Source organism: Latilactobacillus parafuchuensis (assembly GCF_055271665.1).
Genome location: NZ_CM143875.1, coordinates 1,657,089 through 1,675,877 on the forward strand (window position 1 = coordinate 1,657,089; position 18,789 = coordinate 1,675,877).

An 18,789-nucleotide genomic window follows, 5' to 3' on the forward strand; every position below is an offset into this window, starting at 1 on the left:
CTTTTTTGATGTCCTGATTAATATTGAATGACAGTTCTGGAAGCTGTTTGGGGGGCTGCTTCATTGAACACCGTTGCTAGTTGATTGAAGGCCACTGTTTCAGTCGTTGGCCAATTGACTGGTTTGAAATTAGTGGCGAGTAGTTGCCAAATTTCTTTGCGGTCTTTCCGTGGGTAATAGACGGAATCAATCCCATAAAGGGTGACGCCACGGAGGATGAACGGTAGGACACTCGTGTTGAGTTGAATACCAGCCGCGTTACCACAAGCGGCAATCACGCCATCTTGGTGCATCAGCGGTAAGACGTGTTCTAAAACGGAACCGCCTAAGGTATCAATTACCCCAGTATAGGTTTGGTGCGCTAATAATTTAGTTGGTTGTTCAGTCAGTTGATCAGTCGCTAACACGTGGGCGGCCCCTAATTGGGTGAGATAAGTACTTTGCGTTAAATCACGGGTGGTCGCCGTGATTTGATTAAAACCAAGTTTAGCCAGAAAACTAAGCGCGAAACTACCGACACCACCGGTTGCACCGGTCACTAATAAGGGCGTATGGTGATCGATGGTCGCTGGTTGGCGGAGTAATTTAGTGACCGCAATCGCCGCTGTAAAACCGGCCGTGCCGTATTGCATGGCTTCTTGTAAACTGAGGTCTGCTGGCAGTTTTAAAAGCCAATCACTAGGAACTTTAACGTACTGCGCATACCCGCCATCAATTTGAATGCCCGTTCCATAACCGGTACATAGAACCGTATCGCCAGGTTCAAAAAAGAGATTATCGGAGGTGACGACGGTACCGGCAAAGTCGATACCGGGGGTTGCTGGATAGTTTCTCAAGACGCCGCTTTTAGCGTTCATCGTCAGTCGGTCTTTGTAGTTGATGTCGGAATAGGCGACTTTTACTAAGACCCCGGTTTTGGGTAACGCCGGTGTTAATTTCGTTTCGTACGCTGCTGTGACGTTAGTTTCGGTTGCAGTTAGAACTAAAGCTTGATAGGCGACCATTGTAAAACCCCATTTCTGATTTCGTTATTACTGTCATTATACATCAAACGTCAGTTTAAATTGGCATAAGAGTTCGGAAACGGTATAATTAAAGGGATATTGACAACTGAGTTAATTGAATGAATTGTTAAAGGGGCCAGGTAAAATGGAACAACCAATGGTGGAATTTAAAAATGTCATTAAACAATATGATGATGCCCAAATTTTAAAAGGCATCGATATGGCTTTGGAAAAAGGCAAATTTTATACGTTGTTAGGACCGTCCGGTTGTGGGAAAACCACGATTTTAAGAATTATCGCTGGCTTTACGAATGCAACCTCTGGGGATGTTTTATTTGAAGGCCAACGGATTAATGATTTACCGGCTAATCGGCGGCAAGTGAATACCGTTTTTCAAGACTACGCATTATTTCCGCATCTCAACGTTTTTGACAACGTTGCGTTTGGGTTAAACCTACGCAAAGTCAAAAAAGCGGATGTTCAAACTAAAGTTATTGAGGCGTTGAAACTAGTCCGTTTAGAAGGATATGATCAACGTGAAATCAGTGAGCTATCTGGGGGCCAACAACAACGGGTGGCCATTGCGCGGGCACTAGCCAATGAACCGAAAGTGCTCCTATTAGATGAACCGTTATCCGCACTTGATATGAAATTACGCAAAGCGATGCAATATGAATTACGCGATTTACAACAACGGTTAGGGATTACCTTCTTATTTGTCACGCATGATCAAGAAGAGGCCTTAGCGATGAGCGACGAAATTTTTGTCATGAATGAAGGTCGGGTCTTACAAAGCGGCACACCAGTGGATATTTATGATGAACCAATCAACCATTTTGTCGCCGATTTTATTGGTGAAAGCAATATTTTACCCGGTAAGATGGTCGCGGATTATCAAGTTGAGATGGTCAATAAGGTCTTCGAATGTGCCGATGCCGGCATGCGGCCTCATGAAGCCGTTGAAATCGTTTTACGACCAGAGGATTTAGATATTGTGGCGGTTGATCAAGGCCAACTAGTGGTGACGGTCGATACCCAATTGTTTAGAGGGGATTATTACGAAATCACGGCGTACGATACCGACCAGAACCGGTGGTTAATTCATTCGACGAATGCCGCTAAAGATGGCCAACAAGTTGGGTTGTTCTTTGAACCGGAAGATGTGCATATTATGCGTTTTGGGGAATCAGAAGAAGATTTCGATGCGCGACTCGATAGTTACGAAGAGGAGGAATAGGTTAGCATGCGGCGAAAACAGTTTATTTATTATATTCCGTACGCGCTGTGGCTAGTGTTATTCGTATTGGCCCCAGTCGCGCTGATTATTTATCAATCCTTCTTTGATATTAACGGACATGCGACGTTGCAAAATTACGCAACCTATTTTCAATCAGGGACTTATTTGAAGATGACGTTGAATTCACTGTGGTATGCCTTTTTAATTACCTTAATCACGTTGTTGATTAGTTATCCAACGGCGTATTGGTTGCACCAAACCAAGCATAAACAATTGTGGTTATTGCTGATTATTTTACCAACGTGGATTAACTTATTATTAAAAGCGTACGCCTTTATCGGTATTTTTAGTCAAAACGGCGCCATCAACCATTTCCTAGGTTGGTTTGGCATTGGCCCGCAACAGATTCTGTTCACCAATTTTAGTTTCTTAGTGGTCGCGACGTACATTGAAATTCCGTTTATGATTTTACCGATTTTTAACAGTTTAGAAGAATTAAACCCCTCATTGGTTAACGCGAGTCGCGATTTAGGGGCCAGCAATTGGCAAACCTTCACCAAAGTGGTTGTGCCGTTGACGATGAGTGGTGTTAAAGCCGGGGTCCAAGCAATTTTCATCCCGTCATTATCACTCTTTATGTTAACCCGTTTAATTGGGGGCAACCGAGTGATCACCTTAGGGACCGCAATTGAGGAACATTTCTTAACCACCATGAATTGGGGGATGGGTTCAACAATTGGGGTCGTCTTAATCGTTGCAATGGGGCTGATTATGACCTTGACCGGTGAAAAGAAAACAAAGAAGAAGGTGACCCTTAAATGAAAAAGCACGCGTTTAAATGGCAAAATTTATATTTAATCGTCATCTTTATCTTGTTGTACGCACCGATTTTTTATTTAATTTTCTATTCATTTAGTAGTGGTGACAATATGAACGGTTTTAAATCCTTTACTTGGCAAAACTACCAAACGTTATTTGCCGATCAACGGATGATTGAAATTGTTCTAGAAACCTTGTTGATCGCAATTCTATCATCGTTATGTGCAACGGTTATTGGAACTTTTGGGGCTTTGGGGATTTATTCCACCAAGCAACGCCGAATGCGCAATATTATTTTGTCATTGAATAATATATTGATGGTGTCACCCGATGTCATTATTGGGGCGAGCTTCTTAATTTTCTTCACTTTCTTAGGACTCGGATTGGGGTTTGGTTCTGTTTTATTGAGCCATATTGCCTTTTCAATTCCGATTGTGGTCTTGATGGTCTTACCGAAGTTAAACGAAATGCGGCCCGCACTAGTCGATGCTGCTCGTGATTTAGGGGCGAGCGACTGGCAAGTATTGAGTCGCGTCATTTTACCTTATATTAGTTCCGGAATTTTTGCCGGCTTCTTTATGGCATTTACCTATTCACTCGATGATTTTGCGGTGACTTTCTTTGTGACCGGGAACGGGTTTGAAACCTTATCCGTTGAAATCTATTCGCGGGCCCGCCAAGGGATTAGTTTGGAAATCAACGCTTTATCCGCATTGATGTTTGTTTTCTCATTAATTTTGGTCGGTGGCTATTATCTGATTAATCAACGGAATCAGGCTCAAAAAGCCCGGCAAAAAAGAAAGGGGGGCACTCGAATCAAATGAATAAATTAAGTCGAATTGCAGTTGCAATTTTAGTGGCCTGTTTAGCATTGTGGCTGGGGATTGTTCAATTACAAAAGTCACAAGGCTTTACGAAAGACAACACATTGACGTTATATAATTGGGGCGATTATATCGATCCAGCCTTAATTAAAAAGTTTGAAACCAAGACCGGCTACCACGTGTCGGTTGAAACCTTTGATAGTAATGAAGCGATGTACACCAAAATCAAGCAAGGCGGAACCGCCTACGATTTAGCGGTGCCTAGTGATTACATGATTGAAAAGATGCGCAAAGCCAAGATGTTAAAACCAATTGATCATTCAAAATTGACGGGGTATCAAAATCTCGGGCAATCATTTTTAAATCAACCGTTTGATCCGGGTAATCGGTATTCATTACCGTATTTCTGGGGGACGTTGGGGATTATCTACAATGATCAATTGACGACCCAACCGATTACCAGTTGGTCTGATCTATGGCAACCGCAATATAAAGGCGACATCATGGTCGTCGATAGTGCGCGGGATATGATGGCGGTTGGATTGATTGAAACCGGTCAATCGGTCAACAGTACGAATCCGGCGGCTTTGGAAAAGGCCAAACAACGACTCGATCAAATGGCACCAAACGTCAAAGCGGTCGTTGCGGATGAAATTAAGATGTACATGGTTCAAAATGAAGCGAGTGTCGCGGTGACTTGGTCGGGCGAAGCGGCTGAAATGCTGACGAATAATTCGCATTTACACTACGTTGTGCCGACTGAAGGTAGCAATTTGTGGTTTGATAATTTGGTGATTCCGAAGACCGCTAAGCATGAAAAGGCGGCGTATGCCTTCTTGAACTTCATGTTAGAGCCCAGGAATGCAGCACAAAATGCGGCTTATATCGGCTATTCAACACCGAACACAGCGGCTAAAAAATTATTGCCAGCCGCCACGCGGAATAACCCCGCCTTTTATCCTAGCAATCAACTGATTCAAAAATTGCAAGTTTACAGCGATTTATCACCGACAACGGTGGGGTTGTACAACGATTTATTTTTAGAGTTTAAGATGCAACACTAAGCCTAAGGTTGGGCTTAATTGAAATAATTTATATGGTATAATAAACACAGCTTTTTTTAAGGGAGGTCGCTATGTCAATTGACTGGTCACAATTACTAACTTGGCGCATGCTGGCCAACATATTAGACATTATCGTTGTTTGGTATTTTGTCTATAAATTAATGATGCTGATTCGCGGCACCAAAGCAGTTCAACTTTTTAAAGGGATTCTCGTTATCGCACTGATTAAGATTGTGAGTTGGTATCTGGGGTTAAGAACGGTTTCGTATATCATGGATCAGTTTATCAACTGGATCGTGATTGCATTAATCGTGATTTTCCAACCAGAAATCCGCCGGGGCTTGGAACATATCGGTCGCGGATCGCTACTAATGCGGGGCAATAATCCAAAATTAGAACAAGAAAATCAACTGATTAAAGCGTTAGATAAATCGATTCAATACATGTCCAAACGCCGGATTGGCGCATTGATTACGCTTCAAATGAAGACTGGTTTGGAAGATTACATTGAAACCGGAATTGATTTGGATGCTGACGTGACTGGCGAATTATTGATTAACATCTTTATCCCAAATACACCATTGCATGATGGTGCGGTGATTATTCGTGAAGGCAAGATTGCGGTCGCCGCGGCTTATCTCCCGTTATCTGAAAGTAATTTAATTCCGAAAGAATTGGGGACCCGGCACCGGGCAGCAGTTGGTATCAGTGAAGTCACTGATGCTTTAACGATTGTCGTTTCCGAAGAAACCGGTGGTGTCACATTAACTAAGAATAATGAATTGATGCGTGATTTAACGCGGGATGATTATATGAAATATTTCAATTCCCATTTGATCACGCAAGAAGAAGACAAGAATAGCCTTTTACAAGAATTCATTGATGGTTTCAAAAAAGGAGGCCATAAATGATGAAAAAATGGGTGGAAGGGCCTTGGCCGTACCGGATTTTTGCGTTATTTTTAGCAATTTTATTATTTAGTTACGTCAATTTAGATAAGATTAATACGACGCGTCAAACGGATAATAATACGACTCAAATGTTAGCGACCCGTTCCGAAACGGTTAAGGTGCCATTACAGATTAACGCTGATACGGATCAATATTTCATTACGGGTTATCCACAGAAAGTTAAAGTTAAGTTGTCAGGCCCCAATGCGTTGGTGACTTCTGCGGTTAATACGTTGAATTTCAGAGTCATCGGAGATTTAACCAAATTATCGACTGGGACGCATACGGTTAAATTAAAGCAGACTGGGATTAATAAAGAAATCAGTGTTAAAATTAAACCGGCAACGATTAAAGTTAAGATTGAAAAAAAGGTCACGAAGAATTTTCCAATTCAAGTTAACGTTAATGAAGAAAATTTGGCGACCGATTATAGTATTGGCAATCCTAAGTTAAGTCAAGATGTGGTTGAAGTTAGTGGGGCTAAATCCGCTGTTAATGCGGTTAGCCAAGTGATTGCAACGGTTGATCCTGCTAAAGGGACTAAAAAAGACATCAGTGAAGAAGTGCTATTGCAAGCAGTTGATTCTGCGGGTAAGGCCTTAAATGTTTTAATTTCACCACAAACGGTCAACGTTAAAATTGCCGTTTCGATGAATAAAAAAGCATTACCCATTAGTTTAGAAAAAACGAATGCCGTTTCGGGGTATCAATACACCTTAACGACGAATACTCAAAATGCAACGGTTTATGGGAAGCAGCAGACCTTAGCCAAGTTGTCATCATTGCCGGTAACAGTTGATTTAAGTGGGGTGACCAGTTCAACGACTAAGACCGTTAAACTCAGCTTACCAGATGGGGTTTATGATAGTGCACCCACTTCAATTAAAGTCACTATTGCTGTTACGAGTGATAATACAGAAACGCAAAGTAGTCAAAGTTCAACTGCGTCAACCACTGCCAGCACAAGTACAGCTAGCAGTCAGTCTGAATCAAGTAGTAGCAGTTCTTCGACTGATCAATCATCAAGCTCGACAGATTCATCAGCATCGACGAGTCAAAGTACAACAACCGAATAAAAATAATCTTGAATAAGTATAGAGGAGTTTTTGAAATGGCAAAATATTTTGGTACAGATGGTGTCCGTGGTGTCGCCAATCAAGAATTAAGTCCGGAAATGGCATTTAAATTAGGCCGTGCTGGTGGCTATGTCTTAACGAAACACGCAGACAAAAATCAACGTCCTAAGGTATTGGTTGCTCGAGATACACGGATTTCTGGTCAAATGTTGGAACAATCATTAATCTCTGGTTTGCTATCAGTCGGGATTGAAGTGTTGTCGTTAGGTGTGATTACAACACCAGCTGTGGCTTATTTAATCAAGGTGCAAGAAGCGAGTGCCGGCATTATGATTTCGGCTTCGCATAACCCAGCAATTTATAATGGGATTAAGTTTTTTGGTGCCGATGGTTATAAATTACCAGATGAAACCGAAGAAGAAATTGAAACGATTATTGATGCACCAACGGATACCTTACCACGTCCAGAAGGTGAAGGCTTGGGGACTGTCGAAGAATACCCAGAAGGTGCTTTGAAGTACACACAATTCCTCGAACATACGATTCCAGATGATTTAGCGGGGTTAAAAGTGGCGTTGGATGGCGCGAACGGTTCGACAAGTGGTTTAATTAGCCGTGTTTTTGCGGATTTAGAAACTGATTTCACGACAACGGCCACCCATCCCAATGGCTTAAATATTAACGATGGTGTGGGTTCAACCCATCCAGAAAATCTAGTTCGTAAAGTGCTTGAATCCGGTGCCGATGTCGGCGTTGCTTTTGATGGTGACGGCGATCGTTGTATCGCCGTTGATGAATTAGGCAATATTGTGGATGGCGACAAGATTATGTTTATCTTGGGCCATTATCTATCACAAAAGGGTCGTCTCAAACAAGATACGATTGTCACGACAGTTATGAGTAACATTGGTTTGTATAAAGCAATTGAAGCTAACGGCATGAAATCGGCCCAAACTGACGTTGGTGATCGGCACGTTGTTGAAGAAATGCGGGCTTCTGGTTATAACTTAGGTGGCGAACAATCAGGCCACATTATCATCTTTGATTATCATAATACTGGGGATGGCATGTTAACTGGGATTCAATTGTTGAACGTCATGAAACAAACCGGTAAGAAATTATCAGAATTAGCCGCACCAGTCAAAACTTATCCGCAAAAATTAATCAATTTAACGGTAACTGATAAAGATGCATGGGAAACTAACGCTAAAATTCAAGCCGCGATTGATACGGTTGAAAAAGAAATGAACGGCGACGGTCGTGTCCTAGTGCGTCCTAGTGGGACAGAACCATTACTACGCGTCATGTGTGAAGCCGCTACGGAAGAAAAGGTCAATCAATACGCAGACCAAATCGCAGCAGTTGTTAAGGAAGAAATCGGGTAGAGCGCGACTCGAATGGTTTAGGTTTTGAGGATTAATTAAAAATCACCATTTAACCCGAACTGAGGTTGAATGGTGATTTTAGATTAGACGGAAATTATTGTCAACAAAAGCGCGTTTTAAAATCCTATAAATAACGTCCGATAGCCCTGTATTTCAGGAGTATCGGACGTTATTTTTTAATAAAAAAGTACTGAATAACAATTATAAATAGGACTATACCTATTTTGAATATAAGTCTATACCAATTAAAATTCTTGACATTAAAAAGCCTAATGGTATTATATTTAAGTGTTATACCAATTGTTAAATTAATGCATACCAAAGATGAGAAGAGGATTTTATAATGTGTGGAATTGTTGGTGTTATTGGAAAATCAAATACAACTGAAATTTTATTAAATGGATTAGAGAAATTAGCTTACCGGGGTTATGATTCGGCTGGCATTTATGTTAATAGTCAAACGGGGCAAGATTATTTAGTCAAAGAATCCGGCAAAATTAGTGTCTTACAAGCAGCAGTTGGTCCTGAAGTCCAAGGGACAATTGGGGTTGGGCATACGCGGTGGGCAACCCACGGTGTGGCTAGCCAAGCCAATGCCCATCCCCACGTTTCAGCTGATGGTCGTTTTTACCTTGTGCATAATGGTGTTTTAACCAACTATGCTGAATTACGGGCGACTTACTTAGCTGATGTTCAATTTGCCAGTGAAACGGATACGGAAGTAGCCGTTCAGTTGATTGCGAAAATTGCCCAGGATGATCAGTTATCGGCCAAAGAAGCGTTCCGTAAGGCGTTAACCATGATTGAAGGCTCATACGCCTTTGTCATGATGGACCGTGATGATCCAGAGACGTTATATGTCGCAAAAAATAAATCGCCATTGTTAATCGGCGTGGGTGACGGTTTTAACGTCGTCTGCTCAGACGCGCTAGCGATGCTCAACGAAACCAAAGATTTTATTGAAATTCATGATTGTGAAATGGTCACTTTAAAAAAGAATAGCCTCCAAATTGAAGATTTAGACGGCACCTTTATTCACCGGGCAAGTTATCATGTTGAAATGGATGCCAGTGAAACCGGTAAAGGGGCTTATCCCCATTACATGTTGAAAGAAGTTGATGAACAACCCGCTGTCATGCGCCGGTTGTTAAACGAATACGTGACGACTGATGGTCAGATCAAGATTAATGCTGATTTATTAACGGCGCTGGAAGCAGCTGATCGGTTGTACATTGTTGCGGCCGGAACGAGTTATCATGCTGGCTTGATTGGGAAGACTTTGGTTGAAAAACTGGCTAATAAACCAGTGGAAGTCCACGTTGCCAGCGAATTCGGCTACCATATGCCACTATTATCGGCGAAACCATTCTTTATCTTTTTAACACAAAGTGGTGAAACCGCCGATAGTCGTCAGGTCTTGGTGCAAACCAATCAAATGGGCTACCCAAGTTTGACGATTACCAACAGCCAAGGGTCGACACTTTCACGTGAAGCTGATCATACCCTGTTGTTGCACGCCGGTCCTGAAATTGCGGTGGCTTCAACTAAAGCTTACACGGCGCAAATTGCGGTTGAATTATTCTTAGCCGTAGCGTTAGGTCGGCATCGTCAACAAACCGCTGCGCTTGAATTCGACGTTAATCATGAATTAGCGTTAGTCGCAACTGGCATGGAAGCCGTCCTAAGCGATAAGAATCAAATTGAAGCCTTAGTTAAACACTATTTAGCCACGACGCGCAATGCGTTTTACATCGGGCGGGGCACCGATTATGCGTTGAGTTTAGAGGCGGCCCTGAAGCTCAAGGAAATTTCGTACATTCAGGCGGAAGGTTTTGCGGCTGGTGAATTAAAACATGGCACGATTGCGTTGATTGAAGACGGGACGCCGGTATTAGCTTTCTTAATGGACCAGACGACCATTGACCATACGCGCGGTAATCTCCAAGAAGTCACGGCGCGGGGGGCCCAAACAATCACGATTGTTAGCGAAGCTTTCGCGCAACCAACTGATCAAATTGTCTTACCACAAGTTAATGCTTTGTTAACGGCGCTAGTCGGTGTGGTACCGGCCCAATTAATCGCCTATTATGCCAGCTTGCAACGCGGATTAGATGTCGATCAACCACGGAACCTCGCTAAGAGTGTCACCGTTGAATAATGTCAGTCAGCTATAAATAAAAAGTGATCGCCAGAATGAATGATATAATTCATTTTGGCGGTCACTTTTTTGTTTAGAATTTAGCAGGCGCTGGAAAAGCTAATGTTGAATAAACAACAATTTCTATTTTCGGGATAATGATACGGAGAAAAAAATAGCTATGACGAAGACAACGAGTGGGGATAGTAGCATCATACAACTTAAATGAATATGGTTAGAAAAGAATTTAATGAGGGCGTTATTACTAATAACCATCGTAATAAAACGACTTCCCCAAGTAAATGGGAAGAAAACCCAAATATTAGTGCCTAAATTTGTTAGGCCAATAATTGCAGTTAATAACGAGGTCGTTAAACCAATAAAAAAAGTTGTTATAAAACTGCAAATAATGCTTAAAAAAAAGAACATAATAAATGATGTTAGAAAAGTGATCCAAGTTAGAATAAAGCCATAATTAAAGTAAGCGTATAGACTAGTAGAAGCCATATTAACAGATAACTTAAGTAATAGTAGTGTTAATAATGCATTGAATAGATAAGCCACTGTAATGACTAGATAGGAAAATATAAATTTTTGGAACATTAAGAAATAATAATGATGATTAAGGTAAAAAATATTTTTAAAATGACCAGCCAATCGTTCACTATCATTTAGTAACGTTAATATAAAACAGACAGTAAATGGTAAAAGAAAATTGAGAATTGAAAAGTAATTAAAATAAAAGCGACTTACTGATAGGCGCTGTTTTGTTAAAATAATATAGCCAAAAATTAATAGATTAAATAAAAATGGGGCACTATATAAACTCATTCTAAAAAAAGTTCTTTTTGTTTTTAGCCATTCGGCGCTTAAAGAAAAAGTCAGCATTTAGTAACGCCTCCTAATTTTAGTTAAGAATAGCGGAACACAAGTATATAAAATGATGAAAGTCACGATTGCGAGTATTGTTCCAGGAATAATGACAGCGGATGCGTTTAAGGTCGCTTCTTTTGATAGTAAAGTCCCATTAGGATTTATTCCGATAAGTGGCATCATTAAACGTAATGACCAGCCCCACGGAATTGTATACCAATATTTTCCAGAAACGGTGAAGATGCTAGCAACGATTCCTAAAATATTGATCAGAATCGAAAAAATCGGTGTGCACAATTGTGAAAGTAAAATGGAGAGGGGAATAATGAACAGGGTTGTTATCCAAAGAATCAATGAGGCTGTTATGACATTCAGGATGATGATAGTTGAGAAACTGTACATCAGATATTCTAGCAGGATGGTTAGCAGGGCGATTAGCAGATTAGAAAATAATGAATAGCCAACTAAAACAATCATTTTTGACTGCCAAAATAGGCTTTGATTCAATAGGTGAGAATAGTTATCGGTACCGGTTTCAATTTCTCTTTGAATTGATTGGTATCCCAAGATTGATAGACCCATGGGAAAAAAAAGGGTCGGCCACCAATTATAAATGAGTGGGACAAAAAAATTGATATCGGCATACATAAATTGAGAAAAGGGCACACAAATGAGCACGATGAAAAAAGGAAACAAGAAAATAAAGAAATGGCTAAAAGATCTTTTTCCTTTGATATATTCGGCCGTTATATAAGTCGTCATTTTATTTGTTCACCAACACTTTCTGAATGGATTGTTTCTAAAAAAAAGTCCTCTAAATCAGTTTTTGTCGGAATGGGTCCCTCGTATTTCAAAATACCATTAGCCATGATACCGACATAATTAGTCATATGTTGAATTTCGCTTAGGTTATGACTAGATATAATGACCGTAATACCAGATTCTGGAAAAGATTTAATTAAATCACGCAGTTCTTTAATACCGATGGGATCAAGACCGTTTGTCGGCTCATCCAAAATAAGTAGAGTGGGGTGCCTGATTAGAGCCGCTGCAATTCCTAAACGTTGTTTCATCCCTAATGAAAAGTTTGCAACAGTTTTATCGCCGGTATTTTCCAGCGCTACAAGATGCAACACTTCACTAATGCGGTTTTTATTCAAACCGAATAGTTTTACCAATACCAAAAGATTTTCTTTAGCGGTTAAGTTTTTATATAATGCAGCATTTTCAATCAGTGATCCGATGACCGGCTTGTCAGTAAGGCCATCATAAAAATGGATATGACCACTTGTTGGTCTTAAGCCACCAGTCAACATTTTTAAGGTTGTCGATTTTCCAGCCCCATTTGGGCCAACTAATCCATAAATAGTATTTCTTTGGACATTGATACACAGAGCGTCAACCACGAGACATGCTCTAAATTTTTTTGTTAACGTTTCTGTCCTTAATAATAAATCCATACGTATACACTCCTTTTAAGATTGGTTATTTTTAGCTTAGCAACCAATAATCAACTTTTTATAAACAAATAAAAAATAATTAGTTTACAAGAACGTTATATTTCACTTTTATACTGATTGATAAGCAGGCTTAGAAGGACAAGATTACGTTTATTTGCGATGAAAAGACTTAATTGTATTGGTATAATTGATGGTGTAAGGGGTATCAATGCTTAGCAATAAAAAAAACTAATTGGGACGCGGTGTTTTTACTCGATTGGGAAAGTCAAAGGAAGTTTTTTAATGATTGAGCTTGTCTATGTTGATGATGATCGCCAAATAACGGCGTTAGTGAAACAATATTTAGAAATGAATGGTTATCGAGTGACGATTGTCCATTCATTTCAAGCACTAGATAGATTAGATATTTCAATTTTTGATTTAATGTTGTTAGATGTCATGTTACCGGAAGTTGATGGGATAAGCGTATGTCAGCGCATTCGAAATGTTGTTTCATATCCAATCATTTTTATCAGCGCATTAGGCTTAGAGGGAGATATCATCCGTGGACTAGAAAGCGGTGGTGATGATTACATCACTAAACCGTTTAGTCTAAAACAATTAAAAGTAAAGATTGATAGCCATTTAAGAAGAGAGCATCGAAATAAGACGCTTCCTAAAAAAATTCATACTCAAAATATAATGCTCTGTATGACCAAAAAAGAGATTACTATCAATAATGAGATTGTGGCGTTTCCTAAAAAGGAATACTTGGTCATTGAAAAGCTAATTAACAATATTGGTCATGTCATTAGTAAAGACCAGCTTTTCGAAATGATTTGGGGCTATGACAGCGATAGTAGTATCAATACAGTCACTGAACATATCAAAAAAATCAGATTTAAACTAGCAGAATATGATCCTGATTTTACGTATATCCAAACTAAATATGGATTGGGCTATATTTGGGAGCCAAAATATGAGAAGTAATTACTCGCTTAAACGCTTATTTAGTATGCTAGTCATAAAGGTTGTCATCTCGACAATTGGCTATTTTGCAATTATGATGACGCTTTGGTTAGTATGGCTATCTGTATTTCCCAGAAATTATTATGAAAAAGATTATTCGGAATATTTTTTAAGGACAGTCGAAAAGAAAATGCCGGATCTACTTGCAGGGGAAAAATTAGATATCAGCAAAAAAGAGCCAAAATTTCAATATTTAATGACTGTTGATAATCAAATTCAAACAAGCAGTCAGCATTTTCCTAATAAAGGCGTTAAGTTAAATACAACATCTACTGGAACACATTCGTTTGTAGAAAATAACAAAATGTATTCCTTTAAAACATATGCAAAATATCCGAGCGTTAAAATATTAATGATTTATCCTGCTTTTTCAACCGGCAATCAGTTTATAGATTATATCAATGTCGTCTTTCAGTATTTTATTATTGTGAGTCCATTTGTAATGTTTATTGTTTTTCTGAGCTTTTTTACAAGAAGATTGTACCAGATAATCCGTTTGAATTTTAGAATAATTGAAACACATTTAGTGGCAATTGAAGATGGCGATTTATCAAAAGCGCTACCTGATTTTAATGATCGGGAATTTAGTGAATTAGCTAGACGAGTCAATAAAATGAGAATTGAGTTGAAAAAATCATTAGATGACACACAAAAAGAATCTATTATGCAAAAGCAATTATTCGCGTCGATTGCTCATGATGTCAGGACGCCTTTAACAATCATTAATGCCGAAACCGAACTAATTGAGCTTTTATCGAAGGATGTCAATATCCAAGAACGGTGTGCAGTCATCACCTCTGAAGTTTCTAGAATAGATCAATTATTGACTGAACTGCTCAGAATAACACGCTTAAATACAGATAGGAACAATCTGAATTATGAAGAACTAAATATAATTAGTCTCTTACATGCGACAATATTAGCCTTTACATCATTGTGTAAGCCTAAAGGGATTAGGATTAAAGAAATTTATAATGATAAGCAAAGCGTTATATATGGAGATCGGTTAATGGTTACGAGAGTTATCCAGAATATTTTATCAAATGCAGTTGAGCATGCTGATATAAATGGCAATATTGAGTGTGCTGTTATCCATAACGGTTCTGAAAGTATTGTGACTATTGGCAATACGGGTTCTTTATTTTCAGATGACTACTTAAAAAACGCGTTTGTCCCGTTTTATTCCAGTCAACTGCAAAGAGAGAAGGAACACTTTGGACTAGGGCTTTATATGGCTAATTTGATGCTGAAAAAAATGAATGGTTCAATTGCTATTAAAAATGAGAATCAACGCGCAATGGTCTATATTGTATTGAAGAATAGTTAAGACAAACAAAATAGCGCAGGTTAAAAGTTGTTGTAGACGGCGTAATCTTAGCTGATTTTATCCATTGATAACGGGGCATGATTGATTGAACTATTTAACAGATAGAAAAAAGCACTTGATTTGATTAAGAATCAAGTGCTTCTCTTGTTCAATTTAACGATCAGCGTAACCGTTTGGATGGCTTAAATGCCAGTTCCAAGCAGTTTCGATAATCGCTTCGATATTGTCATATTGGGGTTGCCAACCTAATGTGCCCCGTGCTTTGTCGCTAGCGGCAATCAAGGTACTGGGATCGCCAGCCCGGCGTGGTGCAATCTTAGTGGGGATCGCTTTGCCAGTCACTTTACGGGCGGCTTTAACGATTTCCATGTTTGAGAAACCAGTTGATGACCCCAAGTTGAAGGCGTTACTGCCGTTGCCCGCTGCCAAATATTTGAAGGCTAAGATGTGCGCATCAGCGAGGTCCAACACGTGGACGTAATCGCGGACGTTGGTGCCATCTGATGTATCGTAATCGTCGCCAAAGATTGAAAGTTCGGCGCGGTCGCCAGCAGCGACTTGTAAAACGATCGGTAATAAATGCGTTTCAGGATGGTGATCTTCACCGATTGAACCGTCCGCTTTAGCGCCAGCGACGTTGAAGTAACGCAATGCGACAAACTTGATGCCGTAAGCTTTGTCGGCCCATCGCATCATCGTTTCCATCATCAACTTACTTTCGCCGTAAGGATTGGTGGGGATTTGTGGATCGGTTTCTTTGATTGGAATGGTTTTCGGTTCGCCATAAGTCGCAGCCGTTGATGAGAAGACAATCTTCTTAACATCAAATTCCGTCATGACTTCGAGCAGAGCGGTCATGCCATAAGTGTTGTTGTCGAAATATTTAAGTGGTGCTTTCATGGATTCGGGGACGATTGAGAAGGCCGCAAAATGAATGACACCTTCGACCTCTTCTTGGTCGAAGACGGTCCGCATGAAATCTTTATCGCGAATATCACCTTCGTAAAAACGGGCTTGGGTGTTGACCGCAGCGCGATGGCCAGTGATTAAGCTATCGACAACGGCCACATCGAAGCCTTGGTTAACTAATTGATCGACGGTGTGTGAACCGATATAACCGGCCCCACCTAAAACTAAAATTGACATTAAATAATCCCCTCCTAGAGAATGGCTTATTGATTCTTAATTAGTATAGCATTTCGACGAATAAACCAAAACTAGCGAAATGATTTGCAACTTAAAATTAAGAACTTTGCTATAATAGAACAGTTAATGATTTGAAAATGCGAGGGATTAATGTGGAAGCCCAATATAAATGGCAATTAAAAACAAAACCAACTGAAGCAGAATTAAAAACAGTCACGGCATTTGATGCAATGCCCCCAGCAATCGCTGAATTATTATGGCAGCGGGGCTTACGCGATGATGATGCGGTGACCAATTTTATGCAACCTAACAGTCAACAATTACACGATCCATTCCTATTAAACGATATGCAAAAAGCGGTTGAACGGATTCAAGCCGCCGTTGAAGCTGGCGAAAAAATAACGGTTTACGGTGATTACGATGCTGATGGGATTACCAGTACAACTTTGATGCGCGAGACGCTAGAAATATTAGGCGCCGACGTCAACGTTTACGTGCCTAATCGGTTTACCGACGGCTATGGGCCGAATTTAGCGGCGTATCAACGGATTATTGCCGATGGCACGCAACTGATTGTGACCGTTGATAACGGGGTCAGTGGTCTAGAACCGATTGCTTATGCGCAAGAACACGGTGTTGACGTTGTGGTGACCGATCATCATGAATTGCCAGCTGAACTACCGAAGGCGACGGCGATTGTGCATCCCCGTTATCCAGGGAGTGACTATCCGTTTGGTGATTTGTGTGGTGTCGGGGTCGCGTTTAAAGTCGCGACGGCCTTATTGGATGAGATTCCGTATGAAAGTTTAGACCTAGTCGCAATCGGCACGATTTGTGACCTAGTCTCACTAACTGACGAAAATCGTGCGTTGGTCAGTTTAGGGTTACAACAATTACAAAATACGAGTCGCCCAGGCTTAGTGGCGTTGTGTCAAGCTGCTGGCGTCGAACAAGCCACGATTGATGCGACTTCGATTGGTTTCGGCATCGGTCCGCGGTTAAATGCGATTGGCCGGCTCGGTGATGCGACTTTAGGGGTTAATTTATTAACGACTTTTGATGAAGAACAAGCGGTCGAACAGGCTAAGTTTGTCGAAAGTCAAAATAAAGAGCGCCAAGGGTTAGTTCAAGAAATTACGACGGCTGCTATGGCGATGGCTGAAACACCGGAAAATCAAACCCATCAAACACTAGTATTGGCCCATGCGGGTTGGCACGAAGGCGTCTTGGGAATCGTGGCGAGCCACGTCGTTGAACAAACGGGTAAACCGACTTTAGTGTTAAACATTGATGAAGCAACTGGGTTGGCTAAAGGTTCTGGACGTAGCGTCGAAGCGTACCATCTGTTTAAGGCGTTAGACGCCAATCGAGACCTATTAACCCATTTTGGTGGTCATCATATGGCAGTCGGCTTAACGGTTGCTGTGGACCAGATTGAAGCGATTCAGGCGGCAATGGATGCTTATGCGACTGAACAACACCTTGATTTAACTGCTAAACAACCATTAGCGCTTGATTTGGCGCTCAGTTTAGCCGAGATTACGCCTGATTTATATCAAACGTTACAACAATTGGCGCCGTTTGGGACGGATAATCCAGAACCATTGATTGCATTGAAAGTCCCACAATTGGCCGACCTAAAACAAATTGGGGCGGATCAAAAGCATCTGAAATTTACCGCCGTCGATCAACAACAAAAACTACCAATCTTGGCGTTTAACCGTGGGGCGCTACTGCCAGCATTACAAACGGTTGAAGCCATTGAAATAGTCGGGACGTTGAGTGAAAATACTTGGCGGAATCAAACCACTTTACAGATGATGTTGAAAGATTTGAAAACCAGTGGTCAAATTTTGTTGGATCAACGCAGTAATCATCTGACCCAACAATTGTTTAAGAACACAGGGGCGTATGTCTTTTTTAACCCTAAACTATTGGCGCAATTACAAACGTATTTACCTGCTGGCAGTCAAGCAATATTAGCGACCGATGCAGAAGTTGCAACGGCAACTAACATCACAGTCGTTGATGAACCAACCGATTTAAATGAATTTACGACTTTCTATCAACAACAATCGGCCACTCAGTTAGCTTTTATCTGTTACGCGAAACATTCGGCCTATTTAGATGGTGTTCCGAATAAACAACAATTTGCAACGTTCTTAGTTTATTTACGCCAACACCCCGGTATCGAGAAAGCCCGGTTAGGCGAACTAGCAACTTATTTAAAAATGCAATTACCATTAATGATTTTCATGTTAGAGGTGTTTTTTGACCTCGGATTTGTTAGAATAGAACGTGGTCTGATTTCGGCCGAACCACAGCCAGAAAAGCATGCACTCGAAAGTGCACCAAGTTACCAACAACGATTAGCTAAAATTGAAATGGAGAAACAGCTCGTTTACTCAACTTTTGCTGAGCTGAAGAACTGGTTAAAAACAATTTCGTGATTAGCCGATCGCTATTAGATTTAAGGAGC

15 protein-coding genes are annotated in these 18,789 nt (G+C 40.6%); 11 read left to right on the forward strand and 4 right to left on the reverse strand.

What is annotated here, in order from left to right:
* Nucleotides 1-17: 17 nt before the first annotated feature.
* Entirely contained in the window at nt 18-1,004 is a 987-nt protein-coding gene (locus tag ACVPPQ_RS08185; protein WP_463493910.1) for a YhdH/YhfP family quinone oxidoreductase, read from the reverse strand.
* Nucleotides 1,005-1,149: 145 nt separating this feature from the next.
* Between ACVPPQ_RS08185 and ACVPPQ_RS08190 the strand changes: the two genes are divergently transcribed.
* The 8 genes from ACVPPQ_RS08190 to glmS all read left to right on the forward strand — a co-directional run bounded on the left by ACVPPQ_RS08190 (nt 1,150) and on the right by glmS (nt 10,517).
* Nucleotides 1,150-2,241 carry an ABC transporter ATP-binding protein gene (locus ACVPPQ_RS08190; protein ID WP_463493912.1) on the forward strand — a complete coding sequence of 364 codons (1,092 nt, stop codon included), beginning with the start codon at nt 1,150-1,152 and terminating at the stop codon, nt 2,239-2,241.
* Nucleotides 2,242-2,247: 6 nt separating this feature from the next.
* Nucleotides 2,248-3,063 carry an ABC transporter permease gene (locus ACVPPQ_RS08195; protein ID WP_463493914.1) on the forward strand — a complete coding sequence of 272 codons (816 nt, stop codon included), beginning with the start codon at nt 2,248-2,250 and terminating at the stop codon, nt 3,061-3,063.
* Nucleotides 3,060-3,884 (forward strand): ABC transporter permease, encoded by an 825-nt coding sequence (locus ACVPPQ_RS08200; protein WP_463493916.1) that lies wholly within the window; start codon nt 3,060-3,062, stop codon nt 3,882-3,884. Before ACVPPQ_RS08195 ends, ACVPPQ_RS08200 begins: the two co-directional genes overlap by 4 nt.
* Nucleotides 3,881-4,948: an ABC transporter substrate-binding protein gene (locus ACVPPQ_RS08205; RefSeq protein WP_463493918.1), complete on the forward strand. Its 1,068-nt coding sequence runs from the start codon at nt 3,881-3,883 to the stop codon at nt 4,946-4,948. Before ACVPPQ_RS08200 ends, ACVPPQ_RS08205 begins: the two co-directional genes overlap by 4 nt.
* 71 nt (nt 4,949-5,019) lie before the next feature.
* Nucleotides 5,020-5,859: a diadenylate cyclase CdaA gene (cdaA, locus tag ACVPPQ_RS08210; RefSeq protein WP_463493920.1), complete on the forward strand. Its 840-nt coding sequence runs from the start codon at nt 5,020-5,022 to the stop codon at nt 5,857-5,859.
* The gene (locus ACVPPQ_RS08215) at nt 5,859-6,974 is read left to right on the forward strand and encodes a CdaR family protein (RefSeq protein ID WP_463493922.1); all 1,116 of its coding nucleotides are present in this window, start codon (nt 5,859-5,861) and stop codon (nt 6,972-6,974) included. The genes cdaA and ACVPPQ_RS08215 overlap by 1 nt, the downstream gene beginning before the upstream one ends.
* A 35-nt stretch (nt 6,975-7,009) precedes the next feature.
* Nucleotides 7,010-8,359, forward strand: a complete 1,350-nt coding sequence (gene glmM / locus ACVPPQ_RS08220; protein ID WP_463493924.1) for a phosphoglucosamine mutase — start codon at nt 7,010-7,012, stop codon at nt 8,357-8,359.
* 343 nt (nt 8,360-8,702) lie between these two features.
* The gene (gene glmS, locus ACVPPQ_RS08225; protein ID WP_463493926.1) at nt 8,703-10,517 is read left to right on the forward strand and encodes a glutamine--fructose-6-phosphate transaminase (isomerizing); all 1,815 of its coding nucleotides are present in this window, start codon (nt 8,703-8,705) and stop codon (nt 10,515-10,517) included.
* Nucleotides 10,518-11,384: 867 nt separating this feature from the next.
* On the opposite strand, the gene ACVPPQ_RS08230 is transcribed toward glmS, so the two are convergent.
* Nucleotides 11,385-12,131 (reverse strand): lantibiotic immunity ABC transporter MutE/EpiE family permease subunit, encoded by a 747-nt coding sequence (locus ACVPPQ_RS08230; protein WP_463493928.1) that lies wholly within the window; start codon nt 12,129-12,131, stop codon nt 11,385-11,387.
* Nucleotides 12,128-12,829 carry an ATP-binding cassette domain-containing protein gene (locus ACVPPQ_RS08235; RefSeq protein WP_463493930.1) on the reverse strand — a complete coding sequence of 234 codons (702 nt, stop codon included), beginning with the start codon at nt 12,827-12,829 and terminating at the stop codon, nt 12,128-12,130. The genes ACVPPQ_RS08230 and ACVPPQ_RS08235 overlap by 4 nt, the downstream gene beginning before the upstream one ends.
* A 282-nt stretch (nt 12,830-13,111) precedes the next feature.
* Here ACVPPQ_RS08235 and ACVPPQ_RS08240 point away from each other — a divergent pair, with 282 nt between their 5' ends.
* Nucleotides 13,112-13,798 (forward strand): response regulator transcription factor, encoded by a 687-nt coding sequence (locus tag ACVPPQ_RS08240; protein ID WP_463493932.1) that lies wholly within the window; start codon nt 13,112-13,114, stop codon nt 13,796-13,798.
* Nucleotides 13,788-15,164 carry a HAMP domain-containing sensor histidine kinase gene (locus ACVPPQ_RS08245; RefSeq protein ID WP_463493934.1) on the forward strand — a complete coding sequence of 459 codons (1,377 nt, stop codon included), beginning with the start codon at nt 13,788-13,790 and terminating at the stop codon, nt 15,162-15,164. The genes ACVPPQ_RS08240 and ACVPPQ_RS08245 overlap by 11 nt, the downstream gene beginning before the upstream one ends.
* Before the next feature lie 153 nt (nt 15,165-15,317).
* Here the strand turns inward: ACVPPQ_RS08245 and galE are convergent, their stop codons facing one another.
* On the reverse strand, nt 15,318-16,310 hold the full coding sequence (galE, locus tag ACVPPQ_RS08250; RefSeq protein ID WP_463493936.1) for a UDP-glucose 4-epimerase GalE: 993 nt from the start codon (nt 16,308-16,310) through the stop codon (nt 15,318-15,320).
* 152 nt (nt 16,311-16,462) lie between these two features.
* Here galE and recJ point away from each other — a divergent pair, with 152 nt between their 5' ends.
* Nucleotides 16,463-18,760, forward strand: coding sequence for a single-stranded-DNA-specific exonuclease RecJ (gene recJ, locus ACVPPQ_RS08255; RefSeq protein WP_463493938.1), 2,298 nt, complete (start codon nt 16,463-16,465; stop codon nt 18,758-18,760).
* Nucleotides 18,761-18,789 lie beyond the last annotated feature (29 nt).